Here is a 19914-nt window from a genome sequence, read left to right as displayed (position 1 = left end):
CCCCCCTGTGGGAGCGAGCTTGCTCGCGATAGCCGCGCATCAGACACATCAATGCTGACTGAGCAACCGCTATCGCGAGCAAGCTCGCTCCCACAAAGGGTCTTGTTCGTCAGATCGAACCTACATCCACCCATACTCCGCCATGGACAGTGGCTCCCCATCGCCAACGATGAAATGATCGAGCACCCGCACATCGATCAGCTCCAGCGCCTCCTGAAGCCGCTCGGTGAGCATTCGGTCGGCCTGGCTGGGCTCGGTGTTGCCGGAGGGGTGGTTGTGGCACAGGATCACGGCAGCGCAATTGTGGGCCAGGGCCCGCTTGACCACTTGCCGAGGGTGAACGGTGGCCGTGGCGATCGAGCCGCGAAACAGTGCTTCAAACGCCAGCACCTGGTGCCGTGAATCAAGGAACAGACAACCAAAAACCTCATGAGGCTCGTGGCGCAGCATTGACTTCAGATAGTCACGAACAGCCTGCGGATCCTCAAGCATTGATTTTTGCCGCATCCGCTCTGCCAGATGTCGCCGGCCCATTTCGAGAACTGCCCGTAACTGTGCGAATTTCGCCGGGCCCAGGCCCATCTGACTGCTGAACGTAACCTGGTCCGCTTCAAGCAGCGCGCGCAGGCAGCCAAATTGACTCAATAGGTGTCGCGCCAGATCCACCGCGCTTCTGCCCGCCACTCCCGTGCGCAAGAAAATCGCCAGCAACTCGGCGTCCGAAAGACTCTCCGCTCCCGATGCCAGTAACCTTTCCCGCGGCCGCTCGGCCACGGGCCAATCCCGAATACTCATGGCATCTCCCTGATAGTGGGCGCCGCTGTTCCATAGCGGACGCTGTGATATCTTAGCCCATCTTTTTTGCAGGCGATTTTCACCCAGGCAGCTCACGCCAAGGGTTTCGCTCTGCGCTGACCACTGAAATCGAAAGGCAGGCCTATGCAGCGGCTGTATCGGAAACGCATCGTTCTGGGCGTCGGCGGCGGCATTGCCGCCTACAAGAGCGCCGAGCTGGTTCGCAGGCTTATCGACCAGGGCGCGGAAGTGCGGGTCGTCATGACCCGTGGCGGCAGTGAATTCATCACGCCGCTGACCATGCAGGCCCTGTCCGGCCACCCGGTCCACCTGGATCTGCTTGACCCGGCGGCTGAAGCCGCCATGGGCCATATCGAACTGGCCAAGTGGGCCGACCTGGTGTTGATCGCCCCGGCCACGGCCGACCTCATCGCCCGCCTGGCCCAGGGCATCGCCAATGACCTGTTGACCACCCTGGTGCTCGCCACCGACGCGGTGGTCGCCGTGGCACCGGCCATGAACCAGGCCATGTGGCGCGACCCGGCCACCCAGGCCAATCTGGAACTGCTTGAAAGTCGCAACCTGAAAATCTTCGGTCCAGCTTCCGGCAGCCAGGCCTGCGGCGATGTCGGGATGGGCCGCATGCTAGAAGCCACCGACCTGGCCCAATGCGCCGCCGACTGCTTCAAGCGCGAAGCCCTGACGGGCAAGCACGTATTGATCACCGCCGGGCCGACCCAGGAAAACATCGACCCGGTGCGCTACATCACCAACCACAGCTCAGGGAAAATGGGCTTCGCCCTGGCCGAAGCCGCCGTAGAGGCTGGCGCCCGGGTGACGCTGATTACCGGCCCCGTGCACCTGCCGACCCCAGACCGGGTTACGCGCATCGACGTCGTCAGCGCCCGGGACATGCTTGCCGCCTGCGAAGCGGCCATCCCGTGCGACCTCTTCATCGCCTCGGCGGCAGTGGCGGACTACCGGCCTGAAGTCGTCGCCCCGCAAAAATTGAAGAAAGACCCTACGAGCGGCGACGGCCTGCTCCTGCAAATGGTGCGCAATCCTGACATTCTGGCCACCATCGCCACCCGCCCCGACCGTCCGTTCAGTGTGGGTTTCGCCGCCGAGACCGAACACCTCCTCGATTACGCCGCGCGCAAGCTCAAGGACAAGAATCTGGACCTGATCGTCGCCAACGACGTCGCCAACCCGAGCATTGGGTTCAACAGCGAGGAAAACGCCTGCAGCGTGATCGACCGCCAGTTGCACGCCACGCTTTTCGCCCAGACCAGCAAGGGCAAGATCGCCCGCCAACTGATCACTTTCATCGCCGAACGGCTGAACCAGGTTTAATTTCAATGCACGCTCTACAAGCCAAGATCCTCGACCCACGCATCGGCAACGAATTTCCATTGCCGCAGTACGCCACACCGGGCTCCGCCGGCCTCGACCTGCGGGCCATGCTCAAGCAGGACACCGTCCTGGAGCCGGGCCAGACCCTGCTGATTCCGACCGGCCTGTCGGTCTATATCGGTGACCCGGGCCTTGCCGCGCTGATCCTGCCACGCTCGGGCCTGGGCCATAAGCACGGCATCGTGCTGGGCAACCTGGTCGGCCTGATCGATTCGGACTACCAGGGCGAACTGATGGTGTCCTGCTGGAACCGTGGCCAGACCGCTTTCAACATCGCAGTGGGCGAACGCATCGCTCAGCTTGTGCTGGTGCCAGTGGTCCAGGCCCACTTCGAACTGGTCCAGGAATTCGACGAAAGCCAACGTGGCGCCGGCGGCTTCGGGCATTCCGGCAGTCATTGATACTGCGTTGCAGCCGGGCACCTTGCCTAGCTGCTTTATTAAGCTTCTGTTTCAGGACGAAAAATGCGCAACGGCTGGCGACAAGGTTTCCCACCGGGAATCAAGGTTTTAGACGGTTCAGACCGGGATACCGCTGTCTCATGGCACGCTCCCACCGCGAACTCTCTGCCAAAAACGCCGTCATACCCTTCAGCTTGAGCCTGCCGACGCCCCTGTCGGCGTGTCCAGTCACTTTCCTGATAGAGCGCCCGCCCATGAACACCCCAGCCGCAATCGCCCCGATCTTTCCTGACAGTATCTTCCGCGCCTACGACATCCGTGGCGTCGTGCCGGAAACCCTGACGGCTGAAACCGCTTACTGGATTGGCCGCGCCATTGGTTCCCAGAGCCTGGCCCAGGGCGAACCGAACGTGAACGTCGGCCGCGATGGTCGTTTGTCCGGCCCGGAACTGGTCGAGCAATTGATCAAGGGCATTGCCGACAGTGGTTGCCATGTCAGCGACGTCGGCCTGGTGCCAACACCGGCGCTGTACTACGCCGCCAACGTGCTGGCTGGTAAATCCGGCGTGATGCTCACCGGCAGCCACAACCCGTCGAACTACAACGGCTTCAAGATCGTCATCGCCGGCGACACCCTCGCCAACGAGCAGATCCAGGCCCTGCACACCCGCCTCAAGACCAATGACTTGAGCAGCGGCCAGGGCAGCGTGACCAAGGTCGACATCCTCCCGCGCTACAACGATGAGATCGTCAAGGACGTGAAGCTCGCTCGCCGCCTGAAAGTGGTGGTCGATTGCGGCAACGGCGCGGCTGGCGTGATCGCCCCTCAACTGATCGAAGCCCTGAACTGCGAAGTTATCCCGCTGTTTTGCGAAGTCGACGGCAACTTCCCGAACCACCACCCGGACCCGGGCAAGCTGGAAAACCTGCAAGACCTGATCGCCAAGGTCAAGGAAACCAATGCCGACCTGGGCCTGGCCTTCGACGGCGACGGCGACCGCGTGGGCGTGGTGACCGAGACCGGTAGCGTCGTGTTCCCGGACCGCCTGCTGATGCTGTTCGCCAAGGACGTCGTGGCACGCAACCCCGATGCGGAAATCATCTTCGACGTGAAGTGCACCCGTCGCCTGGTGCCGCTGATCAAGGAATACGGCGGCCGTCCGCTGATGTGGAAAACCGGCCATTCGTTGATCAAAAAGAAAATGAAACAGAGCGGTGCCCTGCTGGCCGGCGAAATGAGCGGCCACATCTTCTTCAAGGAGCGTTGGTTCGGTTTTGATGACGGCATCTACAGCGCGGCACGCCTGCTGGAGATTCTGAGCAAGGAAAAATCCACTGCGGAAGAACTGTTCGCAACCTTCCCGAACGATATTTCTACGCCGGAAATCAATATCCATGTGACCGAAGAGAGCAAATTCAGCATCATTGATGCACTGCACGATGCCCAGTGGGGCGAAGGCGCCGAACTGACCACCATCGACGGTGTGCGGGTCGACTACCCACAAGGCTGGGGCCTGGTTCGCGCCTCCAACACCACGCCGGTGCTGGTGCTGCGCTTCGAGGCCGACAACGAGGCCGAACTGCAGCGCATCAAGGACGTGTTCCACACCCAACTCAAACGTGTTGCACCCGATCTCCAACTACCGTTCTGATTTTTGAATCACCACCGGAGCCCTGAATGACCCTCGAACGCGAAGCCGCCGCCAACACCGCCAAGGTCCTGTCCGAAGCGTTGCCTTATATCCGACGCTATGTCGGCAAGACCCTGGTGATCAAGTACGGCGGCAACGCGATGGAAAGCGAGGAGCTGAAAACCGGCTTTGCCCGCGACATCGTGCTGATGAAGGCCGTGGGCATCAACCCGGTGGTGGTGCACGGTGGTGGCCCGCAGATCGGCGACCTGCTCAAGCGCCTCTCCATCGAGAGCCATTTCATCGACGGCATGCGCGTCACTGACGCACAGACCATGGATGTAGTGGAAATGGTGCTCGGCGGCCAGGTCAACAAGGACATCGTCAACCTGATCAACCGTCACGGCGGCAGCGCCATCGGCCTGACCGGCAAGGACGCCGAGCTGATCCGCGCGAAGAAGCTCACCGTTACGCGCCAGACCCCGGAGATGACCCAGCCGGAAATCATCGACATCGGCCAGGTGGGCGAAGTGGTCGGCATCAACACCGACCTGCTGAATTTGCTGGTCAAGGGCGACTTCATCCCGGTCATCGCGCCAATCGGCGTGGGCGCCAACGGTGAGTCGTACAACATCAACGCCGACCTGGTGGCCGGCAAGGTCGCCGAGGCGCTGAAGGCCGAGAAGCTGATGCTGCTCACCAACATTGCCGGCCTGATGGACAAGACCGGCAAGGTCCTGACCGGCTTGTCGACCCAGCAAGTCGACGACTTGATCGCCGACGGCACCATCTACGGCGGCATGCTGCCGAAGATTCGTTGCGCGCTGGAAGCGGTACAGGGCGGTGTGGGAAGTTCGTTGATCATCGACGGTCGCGTGCCGAATGCGATCCTGCTGGAGATCTTCACCGATACCGGCGTGGGTACGTTGATCAGCAATCGCAAGCGTCCTTAAGCGATACCTGCAAAAAAAAGACCCCGCTCAACCTGGTTGAGCGGGGTCTTTTTTTATTTAACTTTCAGATGAGCTTCTGTGGCGAGGGAGCTTGCTCCCGCTCGATTGCGCAGCGATCGCAAAAATATTGGGGCCGCTGCGCGACCCAGCGGGAGCAAGCTCCCTCGCCACAAGATCAAAATCATCGGGCTTCTTAGACGCCAAACTGCGCCCGATAAGCCTCAACCGCCGGCAGATGCTGCTTGAGCTGCGGATCATCGGCCAAGAATTCCAGCACCTGGTTCAGCGAGACAATGCTGATCACCGGGATGCCGAAGTCGCGCTCAACTTCCTGAATTGCCGACAGCTCACCATTGCCGCGCTCCTGGCGGTTCAGGGCGATCAGCACGCCGGCGGCCTTGGCGCCTTCTTGCGAGGCGATGATCTGCATCACTTCGCGAATGGCGGTGCCGGCGGTGATGACGTCATCGATGATAAGCACATCGCCGGTCAGCGGCGCGCCGACAAGGCTACCGCCCTCGCCATGGGCCTTGGCTTCCTTGCGGTTGAAGCACCAGGGCAGGTCGCGGCCATGGTGTTCGGCCAGGGCGACGGCGGTGGTGGCGGCCAGCGGGATGCCTTTGTAGGCGGGCCCGAACAATACGTCGAACGGGATGCCGCTCTCGACGATGGCCGCGGCATAGAACCGACCCAACTGCGCCAGGGCGGTGCCGCTGTTGAACAGGCCGGCGTTGAAGAAGTACGGACTGGTGCGCCCGGACTTGAGGGTGAACTCACCGAAGCGCAGAACACCGCGATCGATGGCAAAGCGAATGAAATCGCGCTGATACGCCTGCATGAAAAAAAGCCTCAAATACCGCGGATTTAGCTAAATAGGTACACGGCGTGTATCATACACGCACGTGATTTTTGGGGCCATTTATGCGGATCATCAGTGTGAACGTCAATGGTATTCAGGCTGCAGTGGAGCGTGGTTTGCTCAGTTGGCTGCAAGCACAGAATGCCGACGTCATCTGCCTGCAGGACACCCGCGCCTCCGCCTTTGAACTGGACGATGCAGCCTTCCAACTGGATGGTTACTTCCTTTATGCCTGCGATGCTGAAGTCCCCGCCCAGGGTGGCGTGGCTTTGTACTCGCGGCTGCAACCGAAGGCTGTCATCAACGGTCTCGGTTTCGAGACGGCGGACCGCTACGGGCGCTACCTGCAAGCCGATTTCGACAAGGTCAGCATCGCGACCTTACTGCTCCCTTCGGGGCAGAACGGCGATGAAGATTTGAATCAGAAATTCAAGTTGATGGACGACTTCGCCCGTTACCTTGATAAACAGCGGCGCAAACGTCGCGAGTACATTTATTGTGGCTCGCTGTACGTGGCGCAACAGAAGCTGGATATCAAGAACTGGCGCGACAGCCAGCAATCTCCTGGTTTCCTGGCGCCGGAACGGGCCTGGATGGACGAGATCATTGGCAACATGGGCTATGTCGACGCCCTGCGTGAAGTCAGCCGCGAAGGCGACCAGTACAGCTGGTGGCCGGACAACGAGCAGGCCGAGATGCTCAATCTCGGCTGGCGTTTCGACTACCAGTTGCTGACGCCTGGGCTGCGCCGCTTCGTACGCAGCGCCCGCCTGCCGCGCCAGCCACGGTTCTCGCAGCACGCGCCGCTGATCGTGGACTACGATTGGACGCTGACGATCTAAGCGTATCGACGAGCTGCTTCAGGCCGACCGGTCAAAAAATACCCGTATCGCGAGATACGGGTATTTTTTTGGAGCATGTATCCGCTTCAGGCTTCAAGCCGCGGCAAATAACGGCAGGGCAAGGTACAGCTTGATGACGATGACGTTGACGATATCGATGAAGAACGCTCCCACCATGGGTACCACCAGAAACGCTATCTGCGAGGGTCCGTAGCGCTGAGTCACCGCCTGCATGTTGGCAATCGCCGTCGGCGTAGCCCCCAGCCCGAAACCGCAATGCCCTGCCGCCAGGACCGCGGCGTCGTAGTGGCTACCCATCAGCCTGAACGTCACGAAAATCGCAAACAAAGCCATGATCAACGTCTGGACTGCCAAAATGATGAAGATTGGCAAGGCCAGTGACGCCAGGTCCCACAACTTGAGCGACATGAGGGCGATCGCCAGGAACAGCGACAAGCTGACGTTGCCAAGCACAGACACTTCACGCTCGAAAACCTGATACAAGCCAAGCGCCGAAAGACCGTTGCGCAAGATTACCCCCACGAACAGGACGCAAACGAACGTCGGCAACTCGAATGCGGTACCGTGGAGCTGCCCGTTCAGGAGCGTGCCAGCCAACAGGCTGACAGCGATAAGAGCAAGTGTCTCGATGAACGAGAACGGCGTGATCGAGCGTTCTTCGTTCGGCTGCTCGAACCCCTTGGGCGCGCGAGGCTTTTGCGACTCAAGGCAACCGGGCACTTGGACACGCTTGATGAGCAGGCGAGCAACCGGACCACCGATCAAACCGCCCAACACCAAGCCAAACGTCGCAGAAGCCATCGCGAGTTCGGAAGCGGAAGCCAGGCCGTATTTCTCACTGAACACCGTTCCCCACGCTGCGCCTGTTCCATGGCCGCCCGCCAAGCTAATCGAGCCGGTCAGCAATCCCATCAAGGGGTCGAGCCCCAGCGCTTTTGCCAGCCCGATGCCCATGGCGTTCTGGACCACCAGCAAGCCGGTCACCGCCAACAGGAAAATCCCCACCACGCGCCCGCCTCTTCTCAGACTGGCGAAATCCGCACTCAGGCCGATCGTGGCGAAAAAAGCCAGCATCAATGGCGTTTGCAACGAAGTATCAAACCGAACTTCAATATCAAGTGCGCGCAAAGCCAAAAGAACCAAAGCCACTACCAGCCCGCCTGCTACAGGCTCGGGGATATTGTAGACACGCAGAAAACCAACACGGCCCACAAGCCCACGCCCCAGTAAAAGTACCAGGGAGGCGGCGACAAGCGTGCCGTAGAAATCGAGCTGAAACATGAATATCCATCTTTTCTGTATCTATTCAAGGGCGAACTTTTTACCTGGACACGCCACTTGAGCAGGTTGAATGCTCAACACTGATTGGTCTTTAATTCAAACGCCTTCAATGGCTTGAATATATCGAAATATTTCACGGAGAATATTGCTTGGAGCGACTCTATCAACCGAAGACTATCGATGCCAAGCATATGGGCCACGCGAGCATCGATCAGTTGTGACTAAAAGTTTAAGAGCGGCAATATACCTACAAGAGACCATGCGCAGCTGGACACGACGGCTGTTGCAATGAACGGTTTTGTGACATCAATCTCTGAGTTCTTAACTTCTTGTTTCGATACTTCCATCAGTGATGGAATCACATCAAGCAAGAATCCATTTCTACGAAGCGTTATCAGACTTTTCCGATTGTTTTTATAGAAACACCAAGTTTCGCACCCCTAATAAAAATGCCCCGATAACCGGGGCATTTTTATATCGCAGCGCTGTTCGCTATTTAACCAACCGCCAGGTAAAGGGATATCGGTACGGCTGCCCCTCATTGGCTTTCACACCGCCAATAATGGTCAGCACCAGCGCACCGATGGCGACCAGGCCAAACAGGAAGAAACCGATCACCACGATCATCAGCAGCAAGCTGATCGCCGCAGCGATAGCCACAGTGATTTGGAAGTTCAGCGCTTCCTTGCCCTGGGCATCGATGAACGGGTCGGACTCACGCTTGAGCTGCCAGATGACCAGCGGCCCGATCAGCGAACCGAACGGAATGAAAATTCCCAACAGTGCAGACAGGTGACAAAACATTGCCCATTGCCGCGCTTCTTTGCTCGGTTGGGGCAACAGGACTTGCTCATCACTCATGACATTCTCCTTGTCTGAAGCGCACAACAATCAGTCGGCCAACGCGGCCTTTTGCAATTCGAAGATTTCGGTCATGCCTTTCTTCGCCAGCTCCAGCATAGCGTTCAATTCTTGCGGCTGGAACGGCGCGCCTTCGGCAGTGCCCTGGACTTCGATGAAGCCTCCAGCGCTGGTCATGACCACGTTCAGGTCGGTCTCGGCGGCGGAGTCTTCGAGGTAGTCCAGGTCCAGCACCGGCTCGCCCTGGTACATGCCCACCGACACCGCGGCGATCATTTGCTTGAGCGGGTCACCGCCCTTGAGGCCACCGCGTTTCTTGATCACTTTCAAGGCGTCGACCAACGCAACCATCGCGCCGGTGATGGAAGCGGTGCGGGTGCCGCCGTCAGCCTGGATCACATCGCAATCGACATACAGCGTCACATCACCAAGCTTGGACATGTCCAGCGCAGCGCGCAGGGAACGGCCGATCAATCGCTGGATCTCCAGGGTCCGGCCGCCCTGCTTGCCACGGCTGGCCTCGCGCTGGTTCCGCTCGCCGGTGGCGCGCGGCAGCATGCCGTATTCGGCGGTCAACCAGCCTTGCCCCTGGCCCTTCAGGAAGCGAGGCACGCCGTTTTCGACGCTGACGGTGCAGATGACCTTGGTATCACCGAATTCGACCAGTACAGATCCCTCGGCGTGTTTGGTGTAGTTGCGGGTAATGCGGATCGAGCGAAGCTGATCGGCAGCGCGACCACTTGGACGTTTCATAGGGAACACCTGTACAGGGGACGGAAAACTGCTGGGCATTATAAAGCCGTGCGCTGCCATAAGGCAGGTCTAAAAATCCAACGCGACGGACGAACGCGCTCAAAGCCCCGGCCGACGGGCTGCAGCGCTTTGTTACCGGAGCTGTTTGGGCGCTTGCGTCGCACTGCGCTACAATCCTGCGCCTTTGCTGTCCTTCAGCATCAACCCACAGACCCCAGGCCCCACGACGACCGATTGTGGCCGGCTTGCATTGCGAGGAATCCCCATGGTGCACAGCATGACCGCCTTCGCCCGAGTCGAAAAGGCCGGCGCCCAAGGCACGCTGAGCTGGGAATTGCGCTCGGTCAACAGCCGCTACCTGGAGCCGCATCTGCGCCTGCCCGAATCCTTCCGCGATCTGGAAGGCAGCGTGCGCGAAGCGCTGCGCCAGGGCTTGTCCCGGGGCAAGTTGGAATGCACCCTGCGCTTCACCGAAGAAAGCAGTGGCAAGACGCTGCAGGTCGATCGCGAACGCGCTGCGCAACTGGTCGCGGCCGCAGAAACCGTCGCCGGCTTGATCAAGAACCCCGCCGCCCTCAATCCGTTGGAAATACTGGCCTGGCCAGGCGTGCTGGTCGGCGATGCGAGCGATCCCCAAGCGCTGAATGCCGAGGCGCTGGCACTCTTCACTCAAGGGCTGAAGGAACTCAAGGCGGGTCGCGAGCGTGAAGGCGCGGAGCTGGCCCGTCTGATCAACGAGCGCCTGACCTCTATTGAAGAAGATGTCGTCACCCTGCGCGAACTGGTCCCGCAAATGCTCGCCACCCAACGCCAGAAAGTCCTCGACCGCTTCGCCGACATGCAGGCCGAGCTGGACCCGCAGCGCCTGGAACAGGAAATGGTCATGCTCGCGCAAAAAAGCGACGTGGCCGAAGAACTGGATCGCCTGAGCACCCACATCATCGAAGTTCGCCGGGTGCTCAAATCCGGCGGTGCGGCCGGTCGCCGCCTCGACTTCCTGATGCAGGAGCTCAACCGCGAAGCCAATACACTGGGCTCCAAAGCCTTCGACCCGCGCAGCACGCAGGCGGCGGTCAACCTCAAGGTGTTGATCGAGCAAATGCGCGAACAAGTGCAGAACATTGAGTAAGGCTAACCCGACATGACCCACAGCACCGGCACTCTCTACATCATTTCCGCGCCCTCGGGCGCTGGCAAGACCAGCCTGGTCAAGGCATTGATCGATGCCGAGCCGCAGATCCGCGTCTCGGTCTCGCACACCACCCGCGCCATGCGCCCGGGCGAAGTGAATGGCGTGAACTATCACTTCGTTGACCGTGAAGAGTTCGTGAGGATGGCCGAGCACGGCGACTTTCTCGAGCGCGCCGAAGTCTTCGGCAACCTCTACGGCACTTCGCAGAGCTACCTCCAGCAAACCCTCGACGAAGGCCACGACCTGATCCTGGAAATCGACTGGCAAGGCGCCGAGCAAGTTCGCAAGCTGATGCCCCAGGCCCGCTCCATCTTCATCCTGCCGCCGAGCCAGCAAGCCTTGCGCCAACGCCTGACCAACCGCGGCCAGGACAGCGATGAAATCATCGAAGGCCGGATGCGTGAAGCGGTCAGCGAAATGAGCCATTACGTCGATTACGATTATCTGATCATCAATGACGATTTTGCCCACGCGCTGGACGACCTGAAGGCGATTTTCCGCGCCAGCCAGCTGCAACAGAAGCGCCAGCAGCAACGTTTCGGCAAGCTTTTGGCTGAACTGCTGGGCTGAACAGCCCTTCCCAAAACCGCTGCGACGGCTTTACATTGGTACTCGCAGCGCGCCGAGGGGTTTGATCAAAAAATCAGCGCTTCCCTAAACGCTGGTGTTTTTTTAAACTGTTGAGTCCGCTCGCCCAACCGGGCAGCGCGCATATTGCATTCGCTCCGAGGAATACCATGGCCCGCGTAACCGTTGAAGACTGCCTAGAACACGTGGAAAACCGCTTTGAGCTGGTCATGCTCTCTACCAAGCGTGCCCGTCAACTGGCCACCGGCGGCAAAGAGCCATTGGTCCAGTGGGAAAACGACAAGCCTACCGTGGTAGCGCTGCGTGAAATCGCCGAAGGCCTGATGAGCTACGAGTTCATCGCCAACGCTGAAATCGTTGAAGACGAACCGCTGTTCGCAGCGTTCGAGGACGAGTCCAACGAGGCGGTCTAAGCCTATGCCTGGTCGACGTAGCACGGCGCGGGGTCACAGCACACGGCAGGAGTCACTATCATGCCGAGCATAGACGCCCTCGCCGATCGCTTATCGGCCTACCTCGGCACGGACCAGGTCAACCTGGTCCGCCGAGCCTATTTCTACGCCGAACAAGCCCACGACGGCCAGCGCCGCCGCAGCGGCGAGGCGTACGTCACGCACCCGCTCGCGGTGGCGAATATTCTTGCCGACATGCACATGGACCATCAGAGCCTGATGGCGGCCATGCTGCACGACGTGATCGAAGACACCGGCATTGCCAAGGAAGCGCTGCAAGCGCAGTTCGGCGAAACCGTGGCCGAACTGGTCGACGGGGTCAGCAAGCTGACCCAGATGAACTTCGAGACCAAGGCCGAGGCCCAGGCCGAAAACTTCCAGAAAATGGCCATGGCCATGGCCCGCGATATCCGCGTGATCCTGGTCAAGCTCGCCGACCGCCTGCACAACATGCGCACGCTGGAAGTGCTGTCCGGCGAGAAACGCCGGCGAATCGCCAAGGAAACCCTCGAAATCTACGCACCCATCGCCAATCGCCTGGGCATGCACGCAATTCGCATCGAGTTCGAGGACCTGGGTTTCAAGGCGATGCACCCGATGCGTTCGGCGCGCATCAACCAGGCCGTCAAGCGCGCCCGGGGCAATCGCAAGGAAATCGTCAACAAGATCGAAGAGTCCCTGAGCCACTGTCTGGCCATCGACGGCATCGAAGGCGAAGTCAGCGGGCGGCAGAAACACCTGTACGGCATCTACAAGAAAATGCGCGGCAAGCGCCGGGCCTTCAACGAAATCATGGACGTCTATGCGTTCCGGATCATCGTCGACAAGGTCGATACCTGCTACCGCGTGCTGGGTGCTGTCCATAATTTGTACAAACCGCTGCCTGGGCGCTTCAAGGATTACATCGCGATTCCCAAGGCCAACGGTTACCAGTCGCTGCACACCACGCTGTTCGGCATGCACGGCGTACCGATCGAAATCCAGATCCGCACCCGTGAAATGGAAGAGATGGCCAACAACGGCATCGCCGCCCATTGGTTGTACAAATCCAGTGGCGACGAGCAACCCAAGAGCACTCACGCCCGCGCGCGGCAGTGGGTCAAAGGCGTGCTGGAAATGCAGCAACGGGCCGGCAATTCCCTGGAATTCATCGAGAGCGTGAAGATCGACCTGTTCCCGGACGAGGTCTACGTCTTCACGCCCAAGGGCCGGATCATGGAGCTGCCCAAAGGGTCCACAGCGGTGGATTTCGCCTACGCCGTGCACACCGACGTCGGCAACAGCTGCATTGCCTGTCGCATCAATCGTCGCCTGGCACCGTTGTCCGAACCGCTGCAAAGCGGCTCCACGGTGGAAATCGTCAGCGCCCCCGGCGCGCGCCCCAACCCGGCGTGGCTCAACTTTGTGGTCACCGGCAAGGCCCGCACGCATATCCGCCATGCGCTGAAGCTGCAACGTCGCTCCGAGTCCATCAGCCTGGGCGAACGCCTGCTGAACAAGGTACTGAACGGCTTCGACAGTTCCCTGGACAAGATCCCGGCCGAGCGCGTACAGGTCATGCTCCACGAATACCGTCTCGAATTGATCGAAGATCTGCTCGAGGACATCGGTTTGGGCAATCGCATGGCCTACGTCGTCGCCCGCCGACTGCTCGGCGAAGGCGAACAATTGCCGAGCCCTGAAGGTCCGCTGGCGATTCGCGGCACCGAAGGCCTGGTCCTCAGTTACGCCAAGTGTTGTACGCCGATTCCTGGCGATCCGATTGTCGGCCATCTGTCCGCCGGCAAAGGGATGGTGGTGCACCTGGACAACTGCCGCAATATCAGCGAAATCCGCCACAACCCAGAAAAATGCATCCAGCTTTCGTGGGCCAAGGATGTCACCGGCGAATTCAATGTCGAACTGCGCGTCGAGCTGGAGCACCAGCGCGGCCTGATCGCACTGCTGGCCAGCAGCGTCAACGCCGCCGACGGCAACATCGAGAAAATCAGCATGGACGAACGCGACGGTCGCATCAGCGTCGTCCAACTGGTGGTCAGCGTGCACGACCGCGTACACCTGGCCCGCGTGATCAAGAAACTGCGCGCCCTGACAGGGGTCATCCGCATCACTCGCATGCGCGCATAGCGTCTCACTCGCCCTCATTACAAGGAGTCATGAATGACCAAGACCGTTATCTCCAGCGACAAGGCCCCGGCCGCCATCGGTACTTATTCCCAGGCGATCAAGGCGGGCAACACCGTTTACATGTCGGGGCAAATCCCGCTGGACCCGAAAACCATGGAGCTGGTCGAGGGCTTCGAAGCCCAGACCGTGCAAGTGTTCGAGAACCTGAAAGCCGTGGCCGAAGCTGCCGGCGGCTCGTTCAAGGACATCGTCAAGCTCAACATCTTCCTCACCGACCTGAGCCACTTCGCCAAGGTCAACGAGATCATGGGCAAGTATTTCGACCAGCCTTACCCTGCCCGCGCTGCCATTGGCGTGGCTGCCTTGCCAAAAGGCGCCCAGGTCGAGATGGATGCCATCCTGGTCATCGAGTAAAACGCCCGGCGCAGCCTTTCCCGCTGCGCCGTTTTCGTTCTGAAAGGATTCCACCATGCGCAAAGCGCTTGCTTTCTCCCTGCTCGCCCTGCTCCTGGGCGGCTGCGCCAGCGACCCTGCAGACCGTGACATCAGCGGCACCTGGATCAACCAGGCCGCCATCGACGCTGCCGCCAAAGGCGGCCCGCTTCGCGAAGCATTGCAGGCCTATGGCCCGAACCTGGAATGGGACGTCAACACCCGGGCTGGCCAGGCGCGTTACACCAATGGTTTTGAGAATGTCGAAGGCAAGTTGCAGGGCGAAGAAGACGGCGCCTGGAAAGTCGACTTCTACGGCAGCTCGGCCAGCGAACTCAAGCGCGACGGCGACCAGTTGAGCCAGGCCGCCACCGAAAACGAACCACAGCAAGTGTTCGACCGCGCCCAAGTACAGGTACCGGAAGGCGCGCCGATTGGCGCCAGTTTCGAGCGCGCCCTGTATTCGGCTTATCTCGGCGGCATCTGGAACATCGCCGAAGGGCCTGGCCAGGGCGCCACCGTGCAATTCCAGCCCGATGGTCAAGTCAGCGGCTTGCCGGGCACTGATCGCTACGCCTTGTGCCTGGCCGGCGACTGCGCCTCCATGAGCGGTGGCAACGACAACATCTGGCTGCAACAGAACGGTCAGGGCAACACTTGGATTTTTTCCCGCGACGGCAAGAAACTGGAAATCTTCCAGACCGTGAACGCGGCGCTGGCGGATGAAATGCCATCGTTCACGCCGGGTGATCGCAAATGGGTGCTTGAAAAGCGATAACCCGGTGTGCCCCCTGTGGGAACGAGCTTGCTCGCGATGGCGGTGTAACGGTCAACCTTGATGTTGACTGTTAGGGCCTCATCGCGAGCAAGCTCGCTCACACAGTTGGTTTGGGGCTGTCAGGCGAATCAGCAACGACTTTCCAGAATCGCCGCATACCCCTCGCGAAAGCTCGGATAACGCGGCGTCCAGCCCAACGCCTTGGCCCGGGCGTTGCTGCAGCGCTTGCTGCCGGCGCGGCGCACGCTGGCGTCGTCGGCCCATTCGGTAACGCCCATGTAGTCACGCAACCAACCCACCACCTCGGCCAGCGGCGCGGGGGTGTCATCGACGCCGATGTAGCAGTCTTCCAGCGTCTTGCCCTGATGATCAGCTTTCAGCAGAAACGCCAGCAGGCCGGCGGCATCGTCGGCGTGGATGCGGTTGGCATAGAGCGGCGGGTCGATCACCACGCGATAGCCTTGGCGCACCTGGCTCAGCAGCCATTCCCGCCCCGGTCCGTAGATGCCGGTCAGGCGTATGCGACTGGCCGGGATGCCGCTGTCGAGTGCCACCTGCTCGGCTTCCAGCATCACTCGCCCGGAATAACCGCCCGCCTCGGTGGGCGAGCTTTCGTCCACCCACTCCCCGCCCTGCTGTCCATACACGCTGCTGCTGGACACAAAGAGCAATCGTTTGGGCCGCTGGCCATGCTGTTCCAGCCAGCCCAACACATGCTGTAACCCTTCGACATAAGCGGCACGATAGCCCGCCTCGTCATGATCGGTAGCGGCGGCGCTGTACACCAGATAATCCAACGACCCCACAGGCCAGTCGACGGGACACTGCGCACTGAACAGGTCCCCCGCGACTCCGACAACCCCGGCCGGCAGGTTCGAAACCGTACGCCGCAAGCCATGGACCCGCCAATGTTCGGCCACGAGCTGGCTCGCCAGGCGGCCGCCTATATCGCCACAACCGGCGATCAAAACAGAAGGCGCGGACATCAAGAACTCCTCTGGGAAAGCCGCAGACTAGCCTTCGCATTGGACGAGCGGCTAGCCATGAAGCAAAAAAAGTTACTGTATTACTTTTGTTAACAAGAATTACTTGCAATAATGCTCGCCACTTTTGTTCTCGGCCTCACGAGGCCTGGAAGAACATCAACCTTCTTTTATTCTCAGGTCCGGCCAGCATGACACGTTCTTTCTCTTCCGCTTCGCCAACCAACCGACCCCGCGCCTGGGGCGCCGTGGCAGCCTTGCTGCTCAGTCTGATGCTGGCGCCGAGCGCCGCCTTCGCTGATGCGCAGACGCCCGCATCGACCCCCGCCACCACGCCTGCTGCCACCCAGGCACCGGCGGACCCGGCCGCACCTGCTGCAACGCCCGTGGCCACCGATCCGAGCCAGGCCGTCGAGGCCGAGGCGCCTCAAGTGCTCGAAGCCGACAATACCCTGGGCATGGCCCACGACCTGTCGCCGTGGGGCATGTACAAAAACGCCGACGTGGTCGTCAAAGCCGTGATGATCGGCCTGGCCATCGCCTCGATCATCACTTGGACGATCTGGATCGCCAAGGGCTTTGAACTGCTTGGCGCCAAGCGTCGCCTGCGGGGTGAAATCGCCGCGCTGAAAAAAGCCACCACTCTCAAGGAAGCCAGTGCCACCGCCGGCAAGGAAGGCACACTCGCCAACCTGCTGGTCCACGATGCGCTCGAAGAAATGCGCCTGTCGGCCAACAGCCGCGAGAAGGAGGGCATCAAGGAGCGCGTGAGCTTCCGCCTCGAGCGCCTGGTCGCGGCCTGCGGTCGCAACATGAGCAGCGGCACCGGCGTGCTCGCCACCATCGGCTCCACTGCGCCGTTCGTCGGCCTGTTCGGCACCGTGTGGGGGATCATGAACAGCTTCATCGGCATCGCCAAGACCCAGACCACCAACCTTGCCGTCGTTGCCCCCGGTATCGCCGAGGCCTTGCTGGCGACCGCATTGGGCCTGGTCGCGGCCATCCCGGCGGTGGTTATCTACAACGTCTTCGCCCGCTCCATCGCCGGCTACAAGGCCCAGGTTTCCGACGCTTCGGCCGAAGTCCTGCTGCTGGTCAGTCGCGACCTCGATCACCTGCCGCCCGAGCGTGGCTCGCAACCACACATGGTGAAAGTGGGGTAATCGGCCATGGGCCTGCATTTGAAAGAAGGCGCAGACGACGATCTGGCCGAGAACCACGAAATCAACGTCACGCCGTTCATCGACGTGATGCTGGTGCTGTTGATCATCTTCATGGTGGCCGCCCCGCTCGCCACCGTGGACATCAAGGTTGACCTTCCCGCGTCCACGGCCAAGCCGTCGCCACGGCCCGAGAAACCGGTGTTCCTGAGCGTCAAGGCGGACCAGCGCCTGTTCCTGGGCGAAGAGGAAATCAAGGTCGAGAGCCTCGGCCCGACCCTCGATGCCAAGACCCAGGGCAAGAAAGACACGACGATCTTCTTCCAGGCCGACAAAGGCGTGGACTATGGCGACCTGATGAGCGTGATGGACGCCCTGCGCGGCGCCGGTTACTTGAAGGTCGGCCTGGTCGGACTCGAGACGGCGCCGAAGAAATGATCACGACGCGCCAAAAACTGACGCGTTACAGCGGTAGCCTCGCCGTGGTGCTGGGCGTGCACGCGCTTGCCATCGCGCTGGCGCTGAACTGGACGACGCGTCCGCCCCTCGAATTGCCGCCCCAGGCGATGATGGTCGAGCTGGCGCCAGTTCCTGCCCCGCCACCGCCTGCACCGCCGAAAGTCGTCACACCGCCGACGCCTCCGGAGCCGGTGGAAGAGCTGCCATTGCCAAAACTGGCCGAAGCACCGAAGGCGGAAATCGCCGTGCCCAAGCCGGTCAAGCCCAAGCCGAAGCCCCAGCCGCCCAAGCCCAAGCCGGTGGAGAAAAAACCGGAGCCGCCGAAGGAAACGCCGTCGGAGCAAAAGCCCGCCGACACTCAGCCCACCCAGGCGCCGACCGAAAAGTCCGCACAACCGGCCCCAGGCCCGTCGCCCGCGCAAATGGCGGCCAAGGCGAGCTGGCAAGGCACACTGCTGGCGCACCTGGGCAAATACAAGAAGTACCCGGCCAGCGCCCAGGCACGCGGCAAGGAAGGCATGAACCGCCTGCGGTTCGTGGTGGATGCCGAAGGCAACGTGTTGTCCTTCGAATTGGTGGGCAAGTCAGGCAACGCCGATCTGGACCGGGCCACCCTGGACATGATCCGTCGCGCCCAACCGCTGCCCAAGCCACCGGCCGACCTGCTGACCAACGGCACGGTCGAGCTGACGGCGCCGTTCCTGTACTCCATCGACAAGCGCCGGCGCTGACCTCTAATTGCAAGCCCCTGTTTCAGGGGCTTCTTATTTGTGGCGAGGGGATTTATCCCCGCTGGGGCGCGTAGCGGCCCTAAAAAAGCTGACATGCCCCCCGGCTTTCCCGTCGCCAATCCTGTTCTTGGGGCCGCTTCGCAGCCCAACGGGGATAAATCCCCTCGCCACATCAGACATTCGACAGTGTCGCCGCGCGCCTCCAGTCTGATAACGTGCGTCTATCGATTGCAGCCGGTATGCTTGGCTCGCAACTTCACGGACGTTTCGCCATGACCCTCACAGAATTACGCTACATCGTGACCCTCGCCCAAGAGCAGCATTTCGGCCATGCGGCCGAGCGTTGCCATGTCAGCCAGCCGACACTGTCGGTGGGTGTGAAAAAGCTTGAAGACGAACTCGGTGTGCTTATTTTCGAGCGCAGCAAAAGCGCGGTGCGCCTGACCCCGGTCGGTGAAGGCATCGTGGCCCAGGCGCAAAAGGTCCTGGAACAGGCCCAGGGCATTCGCGAGCTGGCCCAGGCCGGCAAGAACCAGCTGACCGCCCCATTGAAAGTCGGCGCGATCTACACCGTCGGCCCGTACCTGTTTCCGCACCTGATTCCACAACTGCACCGGGTCGCCCCGCAGATGCCGTTGTACATCGAAGAAAACTTCACCCACGTGCTGCGCGACAAGCTGCGCAACGGCGAGCTGGACGCAATCATCATCGCCCTGCCGTTCAACGAAGCCGATGTCCTGACCCTGCCGCTCTACGACGAGCCGTTCTACGTCCTGATGCCGGCCCAGCATCCCTGGACCCAGAAAAAAACCATCGACGCCGGTCTGCTCAACGACAAGAGCCTGTTGTTGCTGGGCGAAGGCCACTGCTTCCGCGACCAGGTGCTGGAAGCCTGCCCGACGCTGACCAAGGGCAGCGAAGGTGCCAAGCACACCACGGTGGAATCCAGCTCTCTGGAAACCATTCGCCACATGGTTGCTTCCGGCCTGGGCATTTCCATCCTGCCGCTGTCGGCGGTGGACAGCCATCATTACTCCCCCGGCGTGATCGAAGTCCGCCCATTGATAGCGCCCGTGCCGTTCCGCACCGTTGCCATTGCCTGGCGCGCCAGCTTCCCGCGACCCAAGGCCATCGAGATCCTCGCCGACTCGATCCGCCTGTGTTCCGTGGCCAAGCCGCCCGCCGCCAAGTAAGCCGTGGCC

Annotated in this window: 20 protein-coding genes and 1 pseudogene; 15 read left to right on the top strand and 6 right to left on the bottom strand. The window is 60.9% G+C overall.

Features of this window, described 5'->3' with window-relative positions; genetic code table 11:
• Window positions 1-120 precede the first annotated feature (120 nt).
• Window positions 121-795, bottom strand: a complete 675-nt coding sequence (gene radC, locus J3P92_RS01105; protein WP_420767176.1) for a RadC family protein — start codon at window positions 793-795, stop codon at window positions 121-123.
• A gap of 144 nt (window positions 796-939) precedes the next feature.
• Here radC and coaBC point away from each other — a divergent pair, with 144 nt between their 5' ends.
• The 4 genes and pseudogenes from coaBC (at window position 940) to argB (ending at window position 5193) form a co-directional block, all read left to right on the top strand.
• On the top strand, window positions 940-2148 hold the full coding sequence (gene coaBC, locus J3P92_RS01100) for a bifunctional phosphopantothenoylcysteine decarboxylase/phosphopantothenate--cysteine ligase CoaBC (RefSeq protein WP_434649668.1): 1209 nt from the start codon (window positions 940-942) through the stop codon (window positions 2146-2148).
• Between the two features lie 5 nt (window positions 2149-2153).
• Entirely contained in the window at window positions 2154-2609 is a 456-nt protein-coding gene (gene dut, locus J3P92_RS01095; protein ID WP_030138214.1) for a dUTP diphosphatase, read from the top strand.
• A 236-nt stretch (window positions 2610-2845) separates the two neighbouring features.
• Window positions 2846-4261 (top strand): annotated as a pseudogene (locus J3P92_RS01090) (phosphomannomutase/phosphoglucomutase); the annotation flags it as partial.
• A gap of 26 nt (window positions 4262-4287) precedes the next feature.
• Window positions 4288-5193, top strand: a complete 906-nt coding sequence (argB, locus tag J3P92_RS01085) for an acetylglutamate kinase (RefSeq protein ID WP_030138216.1) — start codon at window positions 4288-4290, stop codon at window positions 5191-5193.
• Between the two features lie 193 nt (window positions 5194-5386).
• On the opposite strand, the gene pyrE is transcribed toward argB, so the two are convergent.
• Window positions 5387-6031, bottom strand: a complete 645-nt coding sequence (pyrE, locus tag J3P92_RS01080) for an orotate phosphoribosyltransferase (RefSeq protein WP_060740059.1) — start codon at window positions 6029-6031, stop codon at window positions 5387-5389.
• Window positions 6032-6114: 83 nt separating this feature from the next.
• Here pyrE and J3P92_RS01075 point away from each other — a divergent pair, with 83 nt between their 5' ends.
• Complete coding sequence (locus J3P92_RS01075; protein WP_013694557.1) at window positions 6115-6894, top strand: exodeoxyribonuclease III; 780 nt, start codon at window positions 6115-6117, stop codon at window positions 6892-6894.
• A gap of 93 nt (window positions 6895-6987) precedes the next feature.
• Here J3P92_RS01075 and gltS read toward each other — a convergent pair whose 3' ends face one another.
• From gltS to rph, 3 genes are all read right to left on the bottom strand, one after another.
• Window positions 6988-8196 (bottom strand): sodium/glutamate symporter, encoded by a 1209-nt coding sequence (gltS, locus tag J3P92_RS01070; protein WP_420767158.1) that lies wholly within the window; start codon window positions 8194-8196, stop codon window positions 6988-6990.
• A 492-nt stretch (window positions 8197-8688) separates the two neighbouring features.
• Window positions 8689-9057: a DUF4870 domain-containing protein gene (locus J3P92_RS01065; protein ID WP_186615200.1), complete on the bottom strand. Its 369-nt coding sequence runs from the start codon at window positions 9055-9057 to the stop codon at window positions 8689-8691.
• A 30-nt stretch (window positions 9058-9087) separates the two neighbouring features.
• Window positions 9088-9810, bottom strand: a complete 723-nt coding sequence (gene rph / locus J3P92_RS01060) for a ribonuclease PH (RefSeq protein ID WP_434561629.1) — start codon at window positions 9808-9810, stop codon at window positions 9088-9090.
• Between the two features lie 265 nt (window positions 9811-10075).
• Here rph and J3P92_RS01055 point away from each other — a divergent pair, with 265 nt between their 5' ends.
• The 6 genes from J3P92_RS01055 (at window position 10076) to J3P92_RS01030 (ending at window position 15379) form a co-directional block, all read left to right on the top strand.
• The gene (locus J3P92_RS01055; RefSeq protein ID WP_420767156.1) at window positions 10076-10939 is read left to right on the top strand and encodes a YicC/YloC family endoribonuclease; all 864 of its coding nucleotides are present in this window, start codon (window positions 10076-10078) and stop codon (window positions 10937-10939) included.
• A gap of 12 nt (window positions 10940-10951) precedes the next feature.
• Window positions 10952-11572 (top strand): guanylate kinase, encoded by a 621-nt coding sequence (gene gmk / locus J3P92_RS01050; protein WP_047735756.1) that lies wholly within the window; start codon window positions 10952-10954, stop codon window positions 11570-11572.
• 167 nt (window positions 11573-11739) lie between these two features.
• The gene (gene rpoZ / locus J3P92_RS01045) at window positions 11740-12003 is read left to right on the top strand and encodes a DNA-directed RNA polymerase subunit omega (protein ID WP_003177259.1); all 264 of its coding nucleotides are present in this window, start codon (window positions 11740-11742) and stop codon (window positions 12001-12003) included.
• Between the two features lie 60 nt (window positions 12004-12063).
• Entirely contained in the window at window positions 12064-14169 is a 2106-nt protein-coding gene (spoT, locus tag J3P92_RS01040) for a bifunctional GTP diphosphokinase/guanosine-3',5'-bis pyrophosphate 3'-pyrophosphohydrolase (RefSeq protein WP_030142176.1), read from the top strand.
• A 33-nt stretch (window positions 14170-14202) separates the two neighbouring features.
• Window positions 14203-14583: a RidA family protein gene (locus tag J3P92_RS01035; RefSeq protein WP_030142177.1), complete on the top strand. Its 381-nt coding sequence runs from the start codon at window positions 14203-14205 to the stop codon at window positions 14581-14583.
• Between the two features lie 55 nt (window positions 14584-14638).
• Window positions 14639-15379 carry a hypothetical protein gene (locus J3P92_RS01030; RefSeq protein WP_434649666.1) on the top strand — a complete coding sequence of 247 codons (741 nt, stop codon included), beginning with the start codon at window positions 14639-14641 and terminating at the stop codon, window positions 15377-15379.
• Between the two features lie 128 nt (window positions 15380-15507).
• On the opposite strand, the gene J3P92_RS01025 is transcribed toward J3P92_RS01030, so the two are convergent.
• Window positions 15508-16365 (bottom strand): SDR family oxidoreductase, encoded by an 858-nt coding sequence (locus J3P92_RS01025; protein WP_434649664.1) that lies wholly within the window; start codon window positions 16363-16365, stop codon window positions 15508-15510.
• Between the two features lie 188 nt (window positions 16366-16553).
• Here J3P92_RS01025 and exbB point away from each other — a divergent pair, with 188 nt between their 5' ends.
• The 4 genes from exbB to J3P92_RS01005 all read left to right on the top strand — a co-directional run bounded on the left by exbB (window position 16554) and on the right by J3P92_RS01005 (window position 19905).
• Complete coding sequence (gene exbB / locus J3P92_RS01020) at window positions 16554-17525, top strand: tonB-system energizer ExbB (RefSeq protein ID WP_434608851.1); 972 nt, start codon at window positions 16554-16556, stop codon at window positions 17523-17525.
• A gap of 6 nt (window positions 17526-17531) precedes the next feature.
• On the top strand, window positions 17532-17960 hold the full coding sequence (gene exbD, locus J3P92_RS01015; RefSeq protein ID WP_030142181.1) for a TonB system transport protein ExbD: 429 nt from the start codon (window positions 17532-17534) through the stop codon (window positions 17958-17960).
• Window positions 17957-18712, top strand: a complete 756-nt coding sequence (locus J3P92_RS01010; RefSeq protein WP_434561619.1) for an energy transducer TonB family protein — start codon at window positions 17957-17959, stop codon at window positions 18710-18712. Before exbD ends, J3P92_RS01010 begins: the two co-directional genes overlap by 4 nt.
• Before the next feature lie 272 nt (window positions 18713-18984).
• A complete protein-coding gene (locus J3P92_RS01005) occupies window positions 18985-19905 on the top strand; it encodes a LysR substrate-binding domain-containing protein (RefSeq protein ID WP_434649662.1) in 921 nt (306 codons plus the stop codon).
• The last annotated feature ends 9 nt before the right edge of the window (window positions 19906-19914 follow it).

Source organism: Pseudomonas sp. D3-27 (assembly GCF_051132165.1).
Taxonomy (GTDB): Bacteria; Pseudomonadota; Gammaproteobacteria; order Pseudomonadales; family Pseudomonadaceae; genus Aquipseudomonas.
Note: the sequence above shows the minus strand (reverse complement) of the source record. Positions and strands in the feature narration are given on the sequence as shown.

Coding starts and splice junctions, on each gene's coding strand:
- radC (WP_420767176.1), bottom strand. CDS start 795: ATGAGTATTCGGGATTGGCCCGTGGCCGAGCGGCCGCGGGAAAGGTTA.
- coaBC (WP_434649668.1), top strand. CDS start 940: ATGCAGCGGCTGTATCGGAAACGCATCGTTCTGGGCGTCGGCGGCGGC.
- dut (WP_030138214.1), top strand. CDS start 2,154: ATGCACGCTCTACAAGCCAAGATCCTCGACCCACGCATCGGCAACGAA.
- argB (WP_030138216.1), top strand. CDS start 4,288: ATGACCCTCGAACGCGAAGCCGCCGCCAACACCGCCAAGGTCCTGTCC.
- pyrE (WP_060740059.1), bottom strand. CDS start 6,031: ATGCAGGCGTATCAGCGCGATTTCATTCGCTTTGCCATCGATCGCGGT.
- J3P92_RS01075 (WP_013694557.1), top strand. CDS start 6,115: ATGCGGATCATCAGTGTGAACGTCAATGGTATTCAGGCTGCAGTGGAG.
- gltS (WP_420767158.1), bottom strand. CDS start 8,196: ATGTTTCAGCTCGATTTCTACGGCACGCTTGTCGCCGCCTCCCTGGTA.
- J3P92_RS01065 (WP_186615200.1), bottom strand. CDS start 9,057: ATGAGTGATGAGCAAGTCCTGTTGCCCCAACCGAGCAAAGAAGCGCGG.
- rph (WP_434561629.1), bottom strand. CDS start 9,810: ATGAAACGTCCAAGTGGTCGCGCTGCCGATCAGCTTCGCTCGATCCGC.
- J3P92_RS01055 (WP_420767156.1), top strand. CDS start 10,076: ATGGTGCACAGCATGACCGCCTTCGCCCGAGTCGAAAAGGCCGGCGCC.
- gmk (WP_047735756.1), top strand. CDS start 10,952: ATGACCCACAGCACCGGCACTCTCTACATCATTTCCGCGCCCTCGGGC.
- rpoZ (WP_003177259.1), top strand. CDS start 11,740: ATGGCCCGCGTAACCGTTGAAGACTGCCTAGAACACGTGGAAAACCGC.
- spoT (WP_030142176.1), top strand. CDS start 12,064: ATGCCGAGCATAGACGCCCTCGCCGATCGCTTATCGGCCTACCTCGGC.
- J3P92_RS01035 (WP_030142177.1), top strand. CDS start 14,203: ATGACCAAGACCGTTATCTCCAGCGACAAGGCCCCGGCCGCCATCGGT.
- J3P92_RS01030 (WP_434649666.1), top strand. CDS start 14,639: ATGCGCAAAGCGCTTGCTTTCTCCCTGCTCGCCCTGCTCCTGGGCGGC.
- J3P92_RS01025 (WP_434649664.1), bottom strand. CDS start 16,365: ATGTCCGCGCCTTCTGTTTTGATCGCCGGTTGTGGCGATATAGGCGGC.
- exbB (WP_434608851.1), top strand. CDS start 16,554: ATGACACGTTCTTTCTCTTCCGCTTCGCCAACCAACCGACCCCGCGCC.
- exbD (WP_030142181.1), top strand. CDS start 17,532: ATGGGCCTGCATTTGAAAGAAGGCGCAGACGACGATCTGGCCGAGAAC.
- J3P92_RS01010 (WP_434561619.1), top strand. CDS start 17,957: ATGATCACGACGCGCCAAAAACTGACGCGTTACAGCGGTAGCCTCGCC.
- J3P92_RS01005 (WP_434649662.1), top strand. CDS start 18,985: ATGACCCTCACAGAATTACGCTACATCGTGACCCTCGCCCAAGAGCAG.